The following is a 16385-nucleotide window of genomic DNA, read 5'->3' as shown; positions in this document are numbered from 1 at the left end:
TGGCGGCTAACGCCTCATCCGGCCTACAAAGGTAACGTCGTCGCAAACTTACAATGGAGAATCCTGACTGATTTCATCTAATGAGAGGTGAAAACTCGGGACGAACACGTCCATAAAGTAGTCCATCTCTTCGCTGCGTCGTGACTCCAGCGTTTTTTCCAGACGTGTTTTCGCCAGCAGAAATTCGTTGTTACCGGCGGAGAGTTCTTCCAGGCACTTCAGATACGCGCACAGGGCATCTGCCTGTTTAACAATCGACCTCTCTTCTTCACTTAAGGCATGTTCATCAATGAGCGGCGCAAAAATATCGCGCAGCTCATCGGGAACCATATCGACCAGTTTTTGTTGGGCAATTTTCTCTATCGCTTTATATTCTTGGGCAATCTGCGAGTTGAAATATTTCACTGGGGTAGGGAGATCGCCGGTTAACACCTCTGACGCATCGTGATACATCGCCAGCAGGGCAATACGCTCAGCATTAACCTGACCACCAAATTTACGGTTTTTAATTGCGGCCAGCGCATGGGCAACCATGGCAACCTGCAGACTGTGTTCGGACACGTTTTCGGTGCGCACGTTGCGCATCAGCGGCCAGCGGTTAATGAGTTTCAGACGGGAGAGGTGGGCAAAAAAGTGGCTCTGCTTCATAACGACCCTTACTCAGTGACTTCAGTAACGGTATTTTGCGCAGAGAGTGCTACCGGATGCAAACCCGGCAGCACTTTGCGTGGTTACAGCTGGCGATACCCTGACAGGAAACGCTCAAATTTACTCAGCGACATTTCGATATCGTCAATACGCGGTAGCGTGACGATGCGGAAATGATCCGGCCACGGCCAGTTGAATGCCGTCCCCTGGACCAGCAGTACTTTTTCCTGCAACAGGAAGTCGAGTACCATCTTCTGGTCGTCATGAATATTGAAGCGTTTAGCATCAATTTTCGGGAACATATACAGCGCACCGCGCGGTTTTACGCAAGAGACGCCGGGGATGTCATTAAGCAGTTCCCAGGCGCGGTTACGTTGCTCATACAGACGTCCGCCTGGCATGATGAATTCGCTGATGCTCTGATATCCACCCAGTGCGGTCTGAATGGCATGTTGTGCCGGAACGTTGGCACACAGGCGCATAGAAGCCAGCATCTCAAGGCCTTCGATATACCCTTTGGCATGTTTCTTCGGTCCGTTCAGTACCATCCAGCCCTGGCGGAAACCGGCAACACGATAGGTTTTTGACAGGCCGTTAAAGGTAATAGTCAGCAGGTCAGGGGCCATTGCCGCAATCGAGTGGTGCTCGGCGTCATCGTAAAGAATTTTGTCGTAAATCTCGTCCGCAAAGATGATGAGGTTGTTTTGGCGGGCAATCTCAACAATCTCCATCAGCAGCTCTTTAGAATACACCGCGCCGGTTGGGTTGTTTGGGTTGATGATGACGATCCCACGGGTACGCGGCGTAATTTTGGCGCGGATATCATCCAGGTCCGGGAACCAGTCTGACGATTCGTCACACAGGTAGTGCACGGCATTACCACCAGAGAGCGAAACCGCCGCCGTCCACAGTGGATAATCAGGTGCAGGAACCAGCATTTCGTCCCCACTGTTTAGCAATGCCTGCATGGCCTGCACAATCAATTCAGATACGCCGTTACCGATATAGATATCTTCCACGGTTACGTCGCGCATCCCACGGGCCTGGTAATGCTGCATGATTGCTTTGCGGGCTGAATAAAGGCCTTTGGAATCGCAATATCCTTGCGCAGTTGGCAAATTGCGGATCACATCCACCAAAATTTCATCTGGCGCTTCAAACCCGAAAGGCGCAGGGTTGCCGATGTTCAGTTTCAGAACTTTGTTGCCTTCTTCTTCCAGGCGCTTTGCTTCCTTCAGAACCGGGCCGCGAATGTCATAACAGACGTTTTCTAATTTGCTGGATTTTTCAATGGGGGACATGAACGTTGACCTTTTTAGCTGTGAATGCCACTCCCTGCCGTGGAAGTCAGCCCAGCACAATGTACTCCCACGACGGTTAGTTTTGAAGGGTCTTTAGTAGAAGATTTTGGAAAGCAGGAGGATTATAATTCACTGTTAATGACTAAATAATGTGATTTTTGTAGGGTAATAATCTGGATTGTTGTGTTTATTGTGGTTTATATTTTGCTTTGTTAGCGTGGGTATGGTGATTTGTCTGGTCAAAAAAAGTTAGGTCTGTAAAGACAAAGTAGCTGAGATCTCAGCTGAATGGCGTAATTCGAAAATACTGAGGTTTTGCCTGCGAAATCTGTTATCGGTCTGATCCCTCCGTGATGCGGTGTGAATCCATTGTTAAGCATAATTAATGAATTGAGAGATTCTTAATTAATTATTATTTATTATTTAAACGACATCAAATTGAGTGGGCCAATAATACGAAAACCGTTTCGCTGACATAACACCAATTTGCCCGGAATTATTCGCGATAACACTTATAAATATAGTGGTTTTAGGTTAAGATAACTCCTATGAAATGGTGTGTAGTACGAATTTTACGATAATTCAAATGTTTGTTGGTTGTTCCTAACATCCTGAAAAGTTAGTTTTTAATGTGTAAATTATTGTTCGTTAACTATTTTTTAAATTTACAAAATTTACATGTTTCCCATTAGTCAGAATCATCCAGCAGCTAAAAATACGGCTCTTTCTCGTTGCTATATTCCGATGAATATCACGGGTATTAAAATAGCTCAGAAAGAGAATTGTTTCGTTTGTTAAACCAAATACATCCTTATTTTCACTTGGTTACACTAAGCGAAACTGAAGGGAGGCACATTACAAATGGAGTTGTTTGATTCTGAATGCACAGCATTAACCCGGTATGACCCGCGAGTAAGTGAAAAACTATGATAAATGCAAATCGTCCGATAATTAACCTCGACCTCGATCTGCTGAGAACCTTTGTTGCTGTTGCCGACCTGAATACCTTTGCGGCTGCGGCAGCTGCGGTATGTCGAACTCAGTCTGCGGTAAGTCAGCAAATGCAGCGTCTTGAACAACTTGTGGGGAAAGAGTTGTTCGCGCGCCATGGACGCAACAAACTGCTGACCGAACACGGTATCCAGCTGTTGGGTTACGCCAGGAAAATACTGCGATTTAATGATGAGGCATGCTCATCATTGATGTTTAACAATCTTCAGGGGGTGTTAACTATCGGTGCTTCTGATGAATCCGCCGATACCATACTCCCTTTTCTGCTTAACCGTATAAGTTCGGTTTATCCGAAACTTGCACTGGATGTCAGAGTGAAACGCAACGCCTACATGGTGGAGATGCTTAAGTCGCAAGAAGTGGATTTAGTGGTCACCACTAACCGACCTGGCGATTTTGAGTGCCTGAATTTGCGAACTTCACCGACGCACTGGTATTGCGCAGCCGAATATATCCTGCAAAAAGGGGAACCGGTGCCGTTAGTTCTGCTGGACGATCCCAGCCCGTTTCGCGATATCGTGCTGGCGACGTTGAATGCCGCACAGATCCCGTGGCGTTTGGCTTATGTCGCTTCAACATTGCCTGCGGTCCGCGCGGCGGTAAAAGCAGGGCTGGGCGTTACTGCCCGTCCTGTCGAAATGATGAGCCCGGATTTACGCGTACTGGGTGCGGCGGACGGATTGCCACCTCTGCCTGATACCGAGTATCTGCTGTGCAGCGATCCGGCCACGCAAAATGAATTAGCTCAGGTTATCTTTAAGTCGATGCAGACATATCAAAATCCTTGGCAATACAATCAGTTTACCCCTGAAGGGGGAGATGACTCGCTGATTGTTGAAGGCGACTTTGAGTAAAGCGTCACAAAAAAACGTTTTAAAATGTAAGTGTAAAAAAGAGCCACTGATGATGAAAAAACATCCAGCGGCTCTTTTTTTATGCAAATATTACTGCTTTCTGTTCATTCATATACTAAAACTTAACAAAATCAGCAGGTAAAAAAACAGACTGACAATAGGATGAAAAATAATCAGCTGAGTTGCTAAATGTTTCCATGTTAAAAAACTAGAGAAATTGTTGCTGTTTTTTATGGTGAATTAACAAAAGCGTGTCACAGATCAAGAAAATACTCCCATTTAGGGGGAGGCATCTGGGTGAATTCCTGTCAAAATAGACGTGTATTATCTTTTTTACTTCACTACGGACACGATTCAACAACATTAAAAATGACCGATGATGCAATCGAAATGGGTCTAAAGAGCACTTTATGTTAATGAAGTTGGAACAGTGTAAAATAATGTGAGGAAACTTTTGTTAAAGTTGACAAAAGGTTATAGAAAGGAGTAAAAAACCCCATCAATTAGCTGTATAAAATGATTTTTCACAGTGATTGTAAGGTTTTTTTTATTCCTCCCCATGAATCGATGTGGCGTTCATCTGCCGAAAAGAGCAGAGAATTTGGCGCTACTTTTGATGAGTAAGCAATGAGTATGTCAACATCCACTGAAATCATCGCTCATCACTGGGCATTCGCTATCTTTCTTATCGTTGCCATTGGCCTGTGCTGCCTGATGCTCGTCGGCGGCTGGTTTTTAGGGGGTCGCGCACGCGCGAGATCTAAAAACGTGCCGTTTGAATCAGGTATCGACTCGGTCGGCACCGCCCGCCTGCGCCTGTCTGCCAAGTTTTATCTGGTAGCCATGTTCTTCGTTATCTTCGACGTTGAAGCGCTGTATCTGTTCGCATGGTCAACTTCTATCCGTGAAAGCGGTTGGATTGGCTTTGTGGAAGCTGCAATTTTTATTTTTGTGTTACTGGCAGGTCTGGTTTATCTGGTGCGTATTGGCGCGCTGGACTGGACGCCCGCGCGTTCACGCCGCGAGCGTATGAACCCGGAAACGAACAGTATCGCTAATCGTCAACGCTAACCGCGAGGCATTAAGATGGATTATACGCTCACCCGCATAGATCCTAACGGTGAGAACGACCGTTACCCCCTGCAAAAACAGGAGATCGTAACCGACCCCCTGGAACAAGAAGTTAACAAAAACGTGTTCATGGGCAAACTGCATGACATGGTTAACTGGGGCCGTAAAAACTCAATTTGGCCATATAACTTTGGCCTTTCCTGCTGCTACGTTGAGATGGTGACCTCGTTTACCGCCGTGCACGATGTGGCCCGTTTTGGTGCGGAAGTACTGCGTGCATCGCCGCGTCAGGCTGACCTGATGGTCGTAGCCGGAACCTGCTTTACCAAAATGGCACCAGTTATTCAGCGCCTCTACGATCAGATGCTGGAACCGAAATGGGTTATTTCCATGGGCGCATGCGCCAACTCCGGCGGTATGTACGACATCTATTCTGTGGTGCAGGGCGTTGATAAATTTATTCCGGTCGATGTGTACATCCCGGGATGTCCGCCGCGCCCAGAAGCGTATATGCAGGCTCTGATGCTGCTGCAAGATTCCATTGGCAAAGAACGCCGTCCGCTCTCCTGGGTGGTTGGCGATCAGGGCGTTTATCGCGCCAATATGCAGTCAGAACGCGAGCGTAAACGCGGCGAACGTATTGCTGTAACGAATCTTCGTACACCAGACGAGATTTAATTTGCGCCTGTCGGCAGCAGCACTTCCTTCGCTTATCACTACATAAATAGCGCGAAGCACTGCCGACCACCACGGACCATTTGCAATGGTGAACAATATGACCGACTTAACCGCGCAAGACGCCGTATGGCAAACACGGGATCACCTTGATGACCCGGTCATTGGCGAACTGCGCAACCGTTTTGGGCCGGATGCCTTTACCGTTCAGGCGACTCGCACCGGGGTACCCGTTGTTTGGGTCAAGCGTGAACAATTACTGGAAGTTGGCGATTTCTTAAAGAGACTGCCGAAACCTTACGTCATGCTGTTTGACTTACACGGCATGGACGAACGTCTGCGTACGCACCGCGAAGGGTTACCTGCCGCGGATTTTTCCGTTTTCTATCACCTGATCTCCATTGAACGCAATCGCGATATCATGCTCAAGGTGGCTTTGTCTGAAAACGATCTGCGCGTACCGACTTTCACCAAACTGTTCCCGAACGCCAACTGGTATGAGCGTGAAACCTGGGAAATGTTTGGCATCGATATCGAAGGTCACCCGCACCTGACGCGTCTGCTGATGCCGCATACCTGGGAAGGTCATCCGCTGCGTAAAGACTACCCGGCGCGTGCGACCGAATTCGATCCGTTTGAGCTGACTAAAGCCAAACAGGATCTGGAAATGGAAGCGCTGACCTTCAAACCAGAAGATTGGGGTATGAAGCGTAGCACCGAAAATGAGGACTTCATGTTCCTCAACCTCGGTCCTAACCATCCGTCTTCTCACGGTGCTTTCCGTATTGTGCTGCAGCTTGATGGCGAAGAAATCGTCGACTGCGTACCTGACATCGGCTACCACCACCGTGGCGCTGAAAAGATGGGTGAACGTCAGTCCTGGCACAGCTACATTCCGTACACCGACCGTATTGAGTACCTCGGCGGCTGCGTAAACGAAATGCCTTACGTACTGGCCGTTGAGAAGCTGGCTGGTATCACCACGCCGGATCGCGTCAACGTGATTCGCGTGATGTTGTCCGAACTGTTCCGTATCAACAGCCACCTGCTGTACATCTCCACGTTCATTCAGGACGTCGGCGCGATGACCCCGGTATTCTTCGCCTTTACCGACCGTCAGAAAATCTATGACGTGGTGGAAGCGATCACCGGTTTCCGTATGCACCCGGCCTGGTTCCGCATCGGCGGTGTGGCACACGATCTGCCGCGCGGTTGGGACAAGCTGCTGCGTGACTTCCTCGACTGGATGCCAAAACGTCTGGATTCTTACGAGAAAGCCGCACTGCGTAACACCATCCTGAAAGGCCGTTCGCAGGGCGTTGCCGCTTACGGTAAGAAAGAAGCGCTGGACTGGGGTTGTACCGGTGCTGCGCTGCGCGCGACCGGTATTGATTTCGACGTGCGTAAAGCGCGTCCGTACTCTGGCTACGAAAACTTTGACTTTGAAGTCCCGGTTGGCGGCGGCGTTTCTGACTGCTATACCCGCGTGATGCTGAAAGTTGAAGAGCTGCGCCAGAGTCTGCGCATCCTTGAGCAGTGCCTCAATAACATGCCGGAAGGCCCGTTCAAAGCGGATCACCCGCTGACGACGCCGCCGCCGAAAGAGCGCACGCTGCAACATATCGAAACCCTTATCACCCACTTCCTGCAGGTTTCGTGGGGTCCGGTTATGCCGGCAAACGAGTCCTTCCAGATGGTGGAAGCGACCAAGGGTATCAACAGTTACTACCTGACCAGCGATGGCAGCACCATGAGTTACCGTACCCGTATCCGTACCCCGAGCTATGCGCACCTGCAGCAGATCCCGGTAGCGGTACGTGGCAGCCTGGTGTCCGACTTAATCGTCCATCTGGGTAGTATCGATTTTGTTATGTCAGATGTGGACCGCTAATTATGCACGAGAATCAACAACCACAAACCGAGGCTTTTGAGCTGAGTGCGGCTGAGCGTGAAGCGATTGAGCACGAGAAGCACCACTACGAAGACCCGCGTGCGGCGTCCATTGAAGCGCTGAAAATCGTTCAGAAACAGCGTGGCTGGGTGCCGGATGGGGCGATCTATGCGATCGCTGATGTGCTGGGTATTCCGGCAAGCGACGTAGAAGGTGTTGCTACGTTTTATAGCCAGATCTTCCGCCAGCCGGTAGGTCGCCACGTGATCCGCTATTGCGACAGCGTGGTGTGCCATATCAACGGCTACCAGGGGATCCAGGCCGCGCTTGAGAAAAAACTCAACATCAAGCCGGGGCAGACGACCTTTGATGGTCGCTTTACGCTGCTGCCGACCTGTTGCCTGGGGAACTGCGATAAAGGGCCAAACATGATGATCGATGAAGATACTCATGCTCACCTGACCCCGGAAGGCATTCCCGAACTACTGGAGCGGTATAAATGAAAGACATTATCCGTACTCCCGAAACCCATCCGCTGACCTGGCGTCTGCGTGATGACAAACAGCCGGTCTGGCTGGACGAATACCGTAGCAAGAACGGCTACGAAGGTGCGCGTAAGGCCCTGACCGGGTTGTCACCGGACGAAATCGTTAATCAGGTAAAAGACGCTGGCCTGAAAGGGCGCGGCGGCGCGGGCTTTTCCACCGGTCTGAAGTGGAGCCTGATGCCGAAAGACGAATCCATGAACATCCGTTACCTGCTGTGTAACGCCGATGAAATGGAGCCGGGCACCTATAAAGACCGTCTGCTGATGGAACAGCTGCCGCACCTGCTGGTGGAAGGCATGCTGATTTCCGCGTTTGCGCTGAAAGCGTACCGTGGTTACATCTTCCTGCGCGGTGAATATATCGAAGCAGCCGTGCATCTGCGTCGCGCGATCGCCGAAGCGACCGAAGCCGGTCTGCTTGGCAAAAACATCATGGGCACCGGTTTCGACTTCGAACTGTTTGTCCACACCGGGGCAGGGCGTTATATCTGCGGTGAAGAAACCGCGCTGATCAACTCCCTCGAAGGTCGCCGTGCTAACCCACGTTCCAAGCCGCCGTTCCCGGCAAGCTCTGGCGCATGGGGCAAACCGACCTGCGTAAACAACGTCGAAACCCTGTGTAACGTACCGGCTATCCTCGCGAACGGCGTGGAGTGGTACCAGAACATTTCGAAGAGCAAAGACGCGGGCACCAAGCTGATGGGCTTCTCTGGTCGCGTGAAGAATCCTGGCCTGTGGGAACTGCCTTTCGGTACTACCGCGCGTGAGATCCTCGAAGATTACGCGGGCGGCATGCGCGATGGACTGAAGTTCAAAGCCTGGCAGCCAGGCGGCGCAGGGACTGACTTCCTGACCGAAGCGCACCTCGATCTGCCGATGGAATTCGAAAGCATTGGTAAAGCAGGTAGCCGTCTGGGCACCGCGCTGGCCATGGCTGTCGATCACGAGATTGGCATGGTTCCTTTGGTGCGTAACCTCGAAGAGTTCTTTGCCCGCGAGTCTTGCGGCTGGTGTACGCCGTGCCGTGACGGTCTGCCGTGGAGTGTGAAAATTCTGCGCGCGCTGGAGCGTGGCGAAGGCCAGCCAGGGGATATCGAGACACTTGAGCAACTGTGTCGTTTCCTCGGCCCGGGTAAAACCTTCTGTGCACACGCACCGGGCGCAGTGGAACCGCTGCAGAGCGCCATTAAATATTTCCGCGAAGAATTCGAAGCTGGCATCAAGCAGTCCTTCAGCAATACCCATCAGATTGGTGGTATTCAGCCGAACCTGCTGAAAGAGCGCTGGTGATTACAGGGTTAGCCCTGTGTCGCGATAAGAAATTCGATTAACGCTCGGTTACGACCGAGCCAACTGGAAGCATGCTGACTATGGCTACGATTCATGTAGACGGCAAAGAATATGAGGTCAACGGAGCGGACAACCTGCTGGAAGCTTGTCTGTCTCTCGGCCTTGATATTCCGTACTTTTGCTGGCACCCGGCGCTGGGAAGCGTCGGTGCTTGCCGCCAGTGTGCGGTGAAGCAATATCAAAACGCGGAAGACACGCGTGGTCGCCTGGTGATGTCTTGTATGACACCGGCCACCGAAGGCACCTTTATTTCTATTGATGACGAAGAAGCGAAACAGTTCCGCGAAAGCGTCGTGGAGTGGTTGATGACGAACCACCCGCACGACTGTCCGGTCTGTGAAGAGGGCGGCAACTGCCACCTGCAGGATATGACCGTCATGACCGGTCACAGCTTCCGTCGCTACCGCTTCACGAAGCGTACTCACCGTAACCAGGACCTGGGGCCGTTCATCTCTCACGAAATGAACCGCTGCATCGCCTGCTATCGCTGCGTACGTTACTACAAAGATTACGCCGATGGCGCGGATCTGGGCGTCTATGGCGCACATGACAACGTCTACTTCGGTCGCCCGGAAGACGGTACGCTCGAAAGCGAGTTCTCTGGTAACCTGGTAGAAATTTGCCCGACCGGCGTCTTCACTGATAAAACGCACTCCGAGCGTTATAACCGTAAGTGGGACATGCAGTTTGCGCCGAGCATCTGCCAGCAGTGTTCCATCGGCTGTAACACCAGCCCGGGCGAACGCTACGGTGAACTGCGTCGTATCGAAAACCGTTATAATGGTACCGTTAACCACTACTTCCTCTGCGACCGTGGTCGTTTTGGCTATGGTTACGTGAACCTGAAAGACCGTCCGCGTCAGCCAGTACAGCGTCGTGGCGATGACCTGATCACGCTCAACGCCGAGCAGGCGATGCAGGGCGCGGCAGATATTCTGCGTCAGTCGAAGAAAGTAATTGGTATCGGCTCCCCGCGCGCCAGCGTTGAAAGTAACTTCGCGCTGCGTGAACTGGTGGGTGCGGATAACTTCTATACCGGTATCGCCCAGGGCGAGCAGGAACGTCTGCAACTGGCACTGAGCGTGCTGCGTGACGGCGGGATTCATACTCCGGCACTGCGCGAAATCGAATCTTATGATGCGGTTCTGGTGCTGGGCGAAGATGTCACCCAGACCGGCGCACGCGTTGCGCTGGCAGTGCGTCAGGCGGTGAAAGGTAAAGCGCGTGAAATGGCGGCGGCACAGAAAGTGGCTGACTGGCAGATCGCAGCAATCCTTAACATCGGCCAGCGTGCTAAGCACCCGCTGTTCGTTACCAACGTCGATAACACCCGTCTGGATGACATCGCCGCATGGACCTATCGTGCACCGGTTGAAGATCAGGCGCGTTTAGGTTTCGCTATCGCTCATGCGCTGGATAACAACGCTCCGGCGGTTGACGGTATCGACCGTGACCTGCAAAACAAAATTGGCGTTATCGTTCAGGCACTGGCCGGGGCGAAGAAACCACTGATTATTTCCGGCACCAACGCCGGTAGCGCCGAAGTGATTCAGGCGGCTGCCAACGTGGCGAAGGCGCTGAAAGGCCGTGGCGCAGACGTCGGCATCACCATGATTGCTCGCTCTGTTAACAGCATGGGCCTGGGTATGATTGGCGGTGGTTCCCTTGACGATGCGCTGACCGAGCTGGAAACAGGTCGTGCTGACGCCGTTGTGGTGCTGGAGAATGACCTGCATCGCCATGCTTCAGCAACGCGTGTGAACGCAGCGCTGGCGAAAGCGCCGCTGGTACTGGTCATTGACCATCAGCGTACGGCAATTATGGAAAACGCCCATCTGGTGCTTTCCGCCGCAAGCTTCGCCGAAAGCGATGGTACGGTGATTAACAACGAAGGCCGCGCTCAGCGTTTCTTCCAGGTCTACGACCCGTCCTACTACGACAGTAACACCGTGATGCTGGAAAGCTGGCGCTGGCTGCACTCGCTGCACAGCACCGTGCAGAGCCGCGAAGTGGACTGGACGCAGCTCGACCACGTTATCGACGCGGTCGTTGAGCAGCTGCCGCAACTGGCGGGTATCAAAGATGCCGCTCCGGACGCAAGCTTCCGTATCCGTGGACAGAAATTGGCTCGTGAACCGCACCGCTACAGCGGTCGTACCGCAATGCGCGCCAACATCAGCGTACACGAACCGCGCCAGCCGCAGGACAAAGACACAATGTTCGCCTTCTCTATGGAAGGGAACAACCAACCGTCTGCGCCGCGTTCACAAATTCCGTTTGCCTGGGCTCCGGGCTGGAACTCCCCACAGGCGTGGAACAAGTTCCAGGATGAAGTGGGCGGTAAACTGCGTCATGGCGATCCGGGCGTGCGTCTGATCGAAGCTTCTGCAGATGGTATGGATTACTTCACTACCGTTCCGGCGAGCTTCCAGGCTCAGGATGGGCAGTGGCGTATCGCGCCGTACTACCATCTGTTCGGCAGCGACGAAATGTCCCAGCGTGCGCCGGTCTTCCAGACCCGTATGCCGCAGCCGTACATCAAACTCAACCCGGCTGATGCCGCGAAGTTGGGTGTTAATGCCGGTACGCGCGTTTCTTTCAGCTACGATGGCAACACGGTTACGCTGCCGGTTGAAATCGCTGAAGGATTAACGGCAGGGCAGGTTGGTTTGCCGATGGGTATGCCTGGCATCGCGCCGGTTCTGGCAGGTGCGCGTCTTGAGGATCTGCAGGAGGCACAACAATGAGTTGGATTACACCCGATCTGATTGAGATCCTGCTGAGCATTCTCAAAGCGGTCGTGATCCTGCTGGTGGTGGTCACCTGCGGGGCATTCATGAGCTTTGGCGAACGTCGTCTGCTGGGTCTGTTCCAGAACCGTTACGGACCGAACCGTGTTGGCTGGGGCGGTTCGCTCCAGCTGGTTGCGGACATGATCAAGATGTTCTTTAAAGAAGACTGGATCCCGAAATTCTCGGATCGCGTCATCTTTACCCTGGCACCGATGATCGCCTTTACCTCGCTACTGCTGGCTTTCGCCATCGTGCCGGTGAGTCCGAACTGGGTAGTTGCTGACCTGAACATCGGGATCCTGTTCTTCCTGATGATGGCGGGCCTTGCGGTATACGCGGTGCTGTTCGCCGGCTGGTCCAGTAACAACAAATACTCCCTGCTCGGTGCGATGCGTGCGTCTGCGCAGACGCTGAGTTACGAAGTGTTCCTCGGGCTTTCCCTGATGGGCGTGGTGGCGCAGGCCGGTTCATTTAACATGACCGACATCGTCAATAACCAGGCTGATATCTGGAACGTTATTCCGCAGTTCTTTGGTTTTGTCACCTTTGCCATCGCGGGCGTGGCGGTGTGCCACCGTCACCCGTTTGACCAGCCAGAAGCCGAGCAGGAACTGGCCGACGGTTACCACATTGAATATTCCGGTATGAAATTCGGTTTGTTCTTCGTGGGTGAATACATCGGTATCGTCACCATTTCTGCACTGATGGTTACCCTGTTCTTCGGTGGCTGGCATGGCCCGTTCTTACCGCCATTCGTCTGGTTCGCGCTGAAAACCGCGTTCTTCATGATGATGTTCATTTTGATTCGTGCGTCGTTACCGCGTCCTCGTTATGACCAGGTAATGTCCTTCGGCTGGAAAGTCTGTCTGCCGCTGACGCTCGTCAACTTGCTGGTAACGGCGGCTGTCATTCTCTGGCAGGCGCAATAAGGGACACAAAGACCATGACCTTAAAAGAATTGTTCGTAGGTTTCGGCACCCAGGTACGCAGTATCTGGATGATCGGCCTGCATGCGTTCGCGAAACGCGAAACGCAGATGTATCCGGAAGAGCCGGTCTATCTACCGCCCCGTTTTCGTGGTCGTATCGTTCTGACTCGTGATCCAGACGGTGAAGAGCGCTGCGTTGCCTGTAACCTGTGTGCGGTAGCGTGTCCGGTAGGCTGTATTTCTCTGCAAAAAGCAGAGACCAAAGATGGCCGCTGGTATCCGGAGTTTTTCCGCATTAACTTCTCACGCTGCATTTTCTGCGGCCTGTGCGAAGAAGCCTGTCCGACTACGGCTATTCAGCTGACTCCAGATTTCGAGCTGGGTGAGTACAAGCGCCAGGACCTGGTTTACGAGAAAGAGGATCTGCTGATCTCCGGTCCGGGCAAATACCCGGAATATAACTTCTACCGGATGGCAGGTATGGCAATCGACGGCAAAGATAAGGGCGAAGCAGAGAACGAAGCTAAGCCTATCGACGTCAAGAGCCTGTTACCGTAAGGAGAGGGGCAATGGAGTTCGCTTTTTATATCTGTGGCCTGATAGCCATTCTCGCAACCTTGCGGGTGATCACCCACACCAATCCGGTACACGCGTTGCTGTACCTGATTATTTCGCTGCTGGCGATTTCTGGGGTGTTCTTCTCGTTAGGCGCTTACTTCGCCGGTGCGCTGGAAATTATCGTCTACGCGGGCGCCATCATGGTGCTGTTCGTGTTCGTGGTGATGATGCTCAACCTTGGTGGTTCTGAAATTGAACAGGAACGTCAGTGGCTGAAACCGCAGGTGTGGATTGGTCCGGCGATTCTGTCAGCCATTATGCTGGTGGTTATTGTTTACGCCATTCTGGGCGTTAACGATCAGGGCATCGACGGCACGCCAATTAGCGCGAAAGCAGTCGGTATTTCCCTGTTCGGACCGTATGTACTGGCGGTTGAACTGGCTTCGATGCTGCTGCTGGCGGGTCTGGTTGTGGCCTTCCACGTGGGGCGCGAAGAGCGTTCTGGTGAAGTGCTGAGCAATCGCACCGATGACCGCGCGAAAAGAAAAACGGAGGAGCACGCATGATCCCCTTACAACATGGACTGATCCTCGCTGCGATCTTATTCGTGCTGGGCTTAACCGGTCTGGTTATCCGCCGCAATCTGCTGTTTATGCTGATCGGGCTGGAAATCATGATTAACGCCTCCGCGTTGGCCTTTGTGGTCGCAGGAAGCTACTGGGGCCAGACCGATGGTCAGGTGATGTATATTCTCGCCATCAGCCTTGCGGCTGCCGAAGCGAGCATTGGGCTTGCGCTGTTGCTGCAACTTCATCGCCGTCGCCAGAACCTGAACATCGATTCAGTAAGTGAGATGCGTGGATGAACATGCTTGCCTTAACCATTATTCTGCCATTTATTGGCTTTGTATTACTGGCGTTTTCTCGTGGTCGTTGGTCAGAAAATCTGTCCGCTACCGTGGGTGTCGGGTCGATCGGTCTGGCTGCGCTGGTTACTGCGTTTGTTGGCGTTGATTTCTTTGCCAATGGCCAGCAGGCTTACAGCCAGCCGCTGTGGACGTGGATGTCAGTCGGCGACTTCAACATCGGTTTTAACCTGGTGCTGGACGGCCTGTCGCTGACCATGCTCTCCGTGGTGACCGGCGTTGGTTTCCTGATCCACATGTTCGCCTCCTGGTATATGCGCGGAGAAGAGGGCTATTCTCGTTTCTTCGCCTACACCAACCTGTTTATCGCCAGCATGGTGGTTCTGGTGCTGGCGGATAACCTGCTGCTGATGTACCTCGGCTGGGAAGGCGTGGGCCTGTGCTCCTATCTGCTGATTGGTTTCTACTACACCGATCCGAAGAATGGCGCTGCGGCAATGAAAGCCTTCGTGGTAACCCGTGTTGGTGACGTATTCCTGGCGTTCGCGCTGTTCATCCTCTACAACGAGCTGGGCACGCTGAACTTCCGCGAAATGGTGGAACTGGCGCCTGCGCACTTTGCAGACGGTAACAACATGCTGATGTGGGCAACCCTGATGCTGCTGGGCGGTGCGGTCGGTAAATCTGCACAGCTGCCGTTGCAGACCTGGCTTGCTGATGCGATGGCCGGTCCGACGCCTGTCTCCGCGTTGATCCACGCCGCGACGATGGTTACCGCTGGTGTCTACCTGATAGCACGTACGCACGGCCTGTTCCTGATGACGCCTGAAATCCTGCACCTGGTGGGGATTATCGGTGCTATCACTCTGGTGCTGGCGGGTTTTGCTGCGCTGGTACAGACCGACATCAAACGCGTTCTTGCGTACTCCACCATGAGCCAGATTGGTTATATGTTCCTGGCTCTCGGCGTACAGGCGTGGGATGCGGCGATTTTCCACCTGATGACGCACGCCTTCTTTAAAGCGCTGCTGTTCCTGGCATCCGGCTCGGTTATCCTGGCTTGCCACCACGAACAGAACATCTTCAAGATGGGCGGTCTGCGTAAGTCAATTCCGCTGGTGTATCTCTGCTTCCTGATCGGTGGCGCGGCGCTGTCGGCTCTGCCGCTGATTACCGCTGGCTTCTTCAGTAAGGATGAGATTCTGGCCGGTGCAATGGCGAATGGTCATATTAATCTTATGGTTGCAGGTCTGGTCGGTGCATTCATGACCTCTCTGTACACCTTCCGTATGATTTTCATCGTGTTCCACGGTAAAGAACAAATTCATGCCCACGCAGGGAAGGGGATTACCCATCATCTGCCGCTGATTGTGCTGATGATCCTGTCCACCTTCGTTGGCGCGCTGATTGTGCCGCCGCTGCAGGGTGTACTGCCTGCGACGACCGAGCTTGAGCATGGTCGCGTCATGACGCTGGAAATTACCTCCGGTATCGTAGCGATTGCGGGCATCCTGATCGCAGCATGGCTGTGGCTGGGTAAACGCACGCTGGTGACGTCGATTGCGAACAGTGCGCCGGGCCGCCTGCTGGGTACCTGGTGGTATAACGCCTGGGGCTTCGACTGGCTGTACGACAAAGTGTTCGTCAAGCCGTTCCTGGGTGTTGCCTGGTTGCTGAAACGCGATCCGCTCAACTCAATGATGAACATCCCGGCGATCCTTTCCCGCTTTGCAGGTAAAGGCCTGCTGTTGAGCGAGAACGGTTATCTGCGCTGGTATGTTGCATCAATGAGCATCGGCGCCGTCGTTGTGCTGGCACTGTTGATGGTACTGCGTTGAGTTTGTTGGCTGGATGAACGATTGCCGGATGGCGCTGCGCTTATCCGGCCTACAAA

The 16385-nt window shown here is 52.9% G+C and carries 14 protein-coding genes; 12 read left to right on the top strand and 2 right to left on the bottom strand.

Features of this window, described 5'->3' with window-relative positions:
* Positions 1 to 48 precede the first annotated feature (48 nt).
* On the bottom strand, positions 49 to 648 hold the full coding sequence (gene yfbR / locus OGX83_RS16645) for a 5'-deoxynucleotidase (protein ID WP_003028083.1): 600 nt from the start codon (positions 646 to 648) through the stop codon (positions 49 to 51).
* A gap of 83 nt (positions 649 to 731) precedes the next feature.
* Complete coding sequence (gene alaA / locus OGX83_RS16640; protein WP_003028082.1) at positions 732 to 1949, bottom strand: alanine transaminase AlaA; 1218 nt, start codon at positions 1947 to 1949, stop codon at positions 732 to 734.
* Positions 1950 to 2875: 926 nt separating this feature from the next.
* On the opposite strand from alaA, the gene lrhA reads away from it, so the two are divergent.
* The 12 genes from lrhA (at position 2876) to nuoL (ending at position 16329) form a co-directional block, all read left to right on the top strand.
* Entirely contained in the window at positions 2876 to 3814 is a 939-nt protein-coding gene (gene lrhA, locus OGX83_RS16635; RefSeq protein ID WP_003834760.1) for a transcriptional regulator LrhA, read from the top strand.
* Between the two features lie 627 nt (positions 3815 to 4441).
* Positions 4442 to 4885, top strand: a complete 444-nt coding sequence (nuoA, locus tag OGX83_RS16630) for an NADH-quinone oxidoreductase subunit NuoA (protein ID WP_003028077.1) — start codon at positions 4442 to 4444, stop codon at positions 4883 to 4885.
* Between the two features lie 15 nt (positions 4886 to 4900).
* Positions 4901 to 5563 carry an NADH-quinone oxidoreductase subunit NuoB gene (gene nuoB, locus OGX83_RS16625; RefSeq protein WP_003028075.1) on the top strand — a complete coding sequence of 221 codons (663 nt, stop codon included), beginning with the start codon at positions 4901 to 4903 and terminating at the stop codon, positions 5561 to 5563.
* Between the two features lie 85 nt (positions 5564 to 5648).
* Positions 5649 to 7451, top strand: a complete 1803-nt coding sequence (gene nuoC / locus OGX83_RS16620; protein ID WP_003834757.1) for an NADH-quinone oxidoreductase subunit C/D — start codon at positions 5649 to 5651, stop codon at positions 7449 to 7451.
* Positions 7452 to 7453: 2 nt separating this feature from the next.
* Entirely contained in the window at positions 7454 to 7954 is a 501-nt protein-coding gene (gene nuoE, locus OGX83_RS16615; protein ID WP_003028069.1) for an NADH-quinone oxidoreductase subunit NuoE, read from the top strand.
* On the top strand, positions 7951 to 9288 hold the full coding sequence (gene nuoF, locus OGX83_RS16610; RefSeq protein ID WP_003834753.1) for an NADH-quinone oxidoreductase subunit NuoF: 1338 nt from the start codon (positions 7951 to 7953) through the stop codon (positions 9286 to 9288). Before nuoE ends, nuoF begins: the two co-directional genes overlap by 4 nt.
* Before the next feature lie 80 nt (positions 9289 to 9368).
* On the top strand, positions 9369 to 12095 hold the full coding sequence (nuoG, locus tag OGX83_RS16605) for an NADH-quinone oxidoreductase subunit NuoG (protein WP_286588604.1): 2727 nt from the start codon (positions 9369 to 9371) through the stop codon (positions 12093 to 12095).
* Positions 12092 to 13069 carry an NADH-quinone oxidoreductase subunit NuoH gene (gene nuoH, locus OGX83_RS16600; protein ID WP_003028063.1) on the top strand — a complete coding sequence of 326 codons (978 nt, stop codon included), beginning with the start codon at positions 12092 to 12094 and terminating at the stop codon, positions 13067 to 13069. Before nuoG ends, nuoH begins: the two co-directional genes overlap by 4 nt.
* A 14-nt stretch (positions 13070 to 13083) precedes the next feature.
* Complete coding sequence (nuoI, locus tag OGX83_RS16595; protein WP_003028062.1) at positions 13084 to 13626, top strand: NADH-quinone oxidoreductase subunit NuoI; 543 nt, start codon at positions 13084 to 13086, stop codon at positions 13624 to 13626.
* Between the two features lie 11 nt (positions 13627 to 13637).
* Positions 13638 to 14192, top strand: coding sequence for an NADH-quinone oxidoreductase subunit J (gene nuoJ / locus OGX83_RS16590; RefSeq protein WP_003028059.1), 555 nt, complete (start codon positions 13638 to 13640; stop codon positions 14190 to 14192).
* Complete coding sequence (gene nuoK, locus OGX83_RS16585; RefSeq protein ID WP_000612644.1) at positions 14189 to 14491, top strand: NADH-quinone oxidoreductase subunit NuoK; 303 nt, start codon at positions 14189 to 14191, stop codon at positions 14489 to 14491. The genes nuoJ and nuoK overlap by 4 nt, the downstream gene beginning before the upstream one ends.
* Positions 14488 to 16329 (top strand): NADH-quinone oxidoreductase subunit L, encoded by a 1842-nt coding sequence (gene nuoL, locus OGX83_RS16580; protein ID WP_003834744.1) that lies wholly within the window; start codon positions 14488 to 14490, stop codon positions 16327 to 16329. The genes nuoK and nuoL overlap by 4 nt, the downstream gene beginning before the upstream one ends.
* Positions 16330 to 16385: the final 56 nt, after the last annotated feature.

The sequence above is a fragment of the Citrobacter sp. Cpo074 genome (assembly GCF_030332745.1).
In the GTDB taxonomy this organism is placed as follows: Bacteria; Pseudomonadota; Gammaproteobacteria; order Enterobacterales; family Enterobacteriaceae; genus Citrobacter; species Citrobacter portucalensis.
This window is presented reverse-complemented; position numbering and strand designations above follow the sequence as displayed.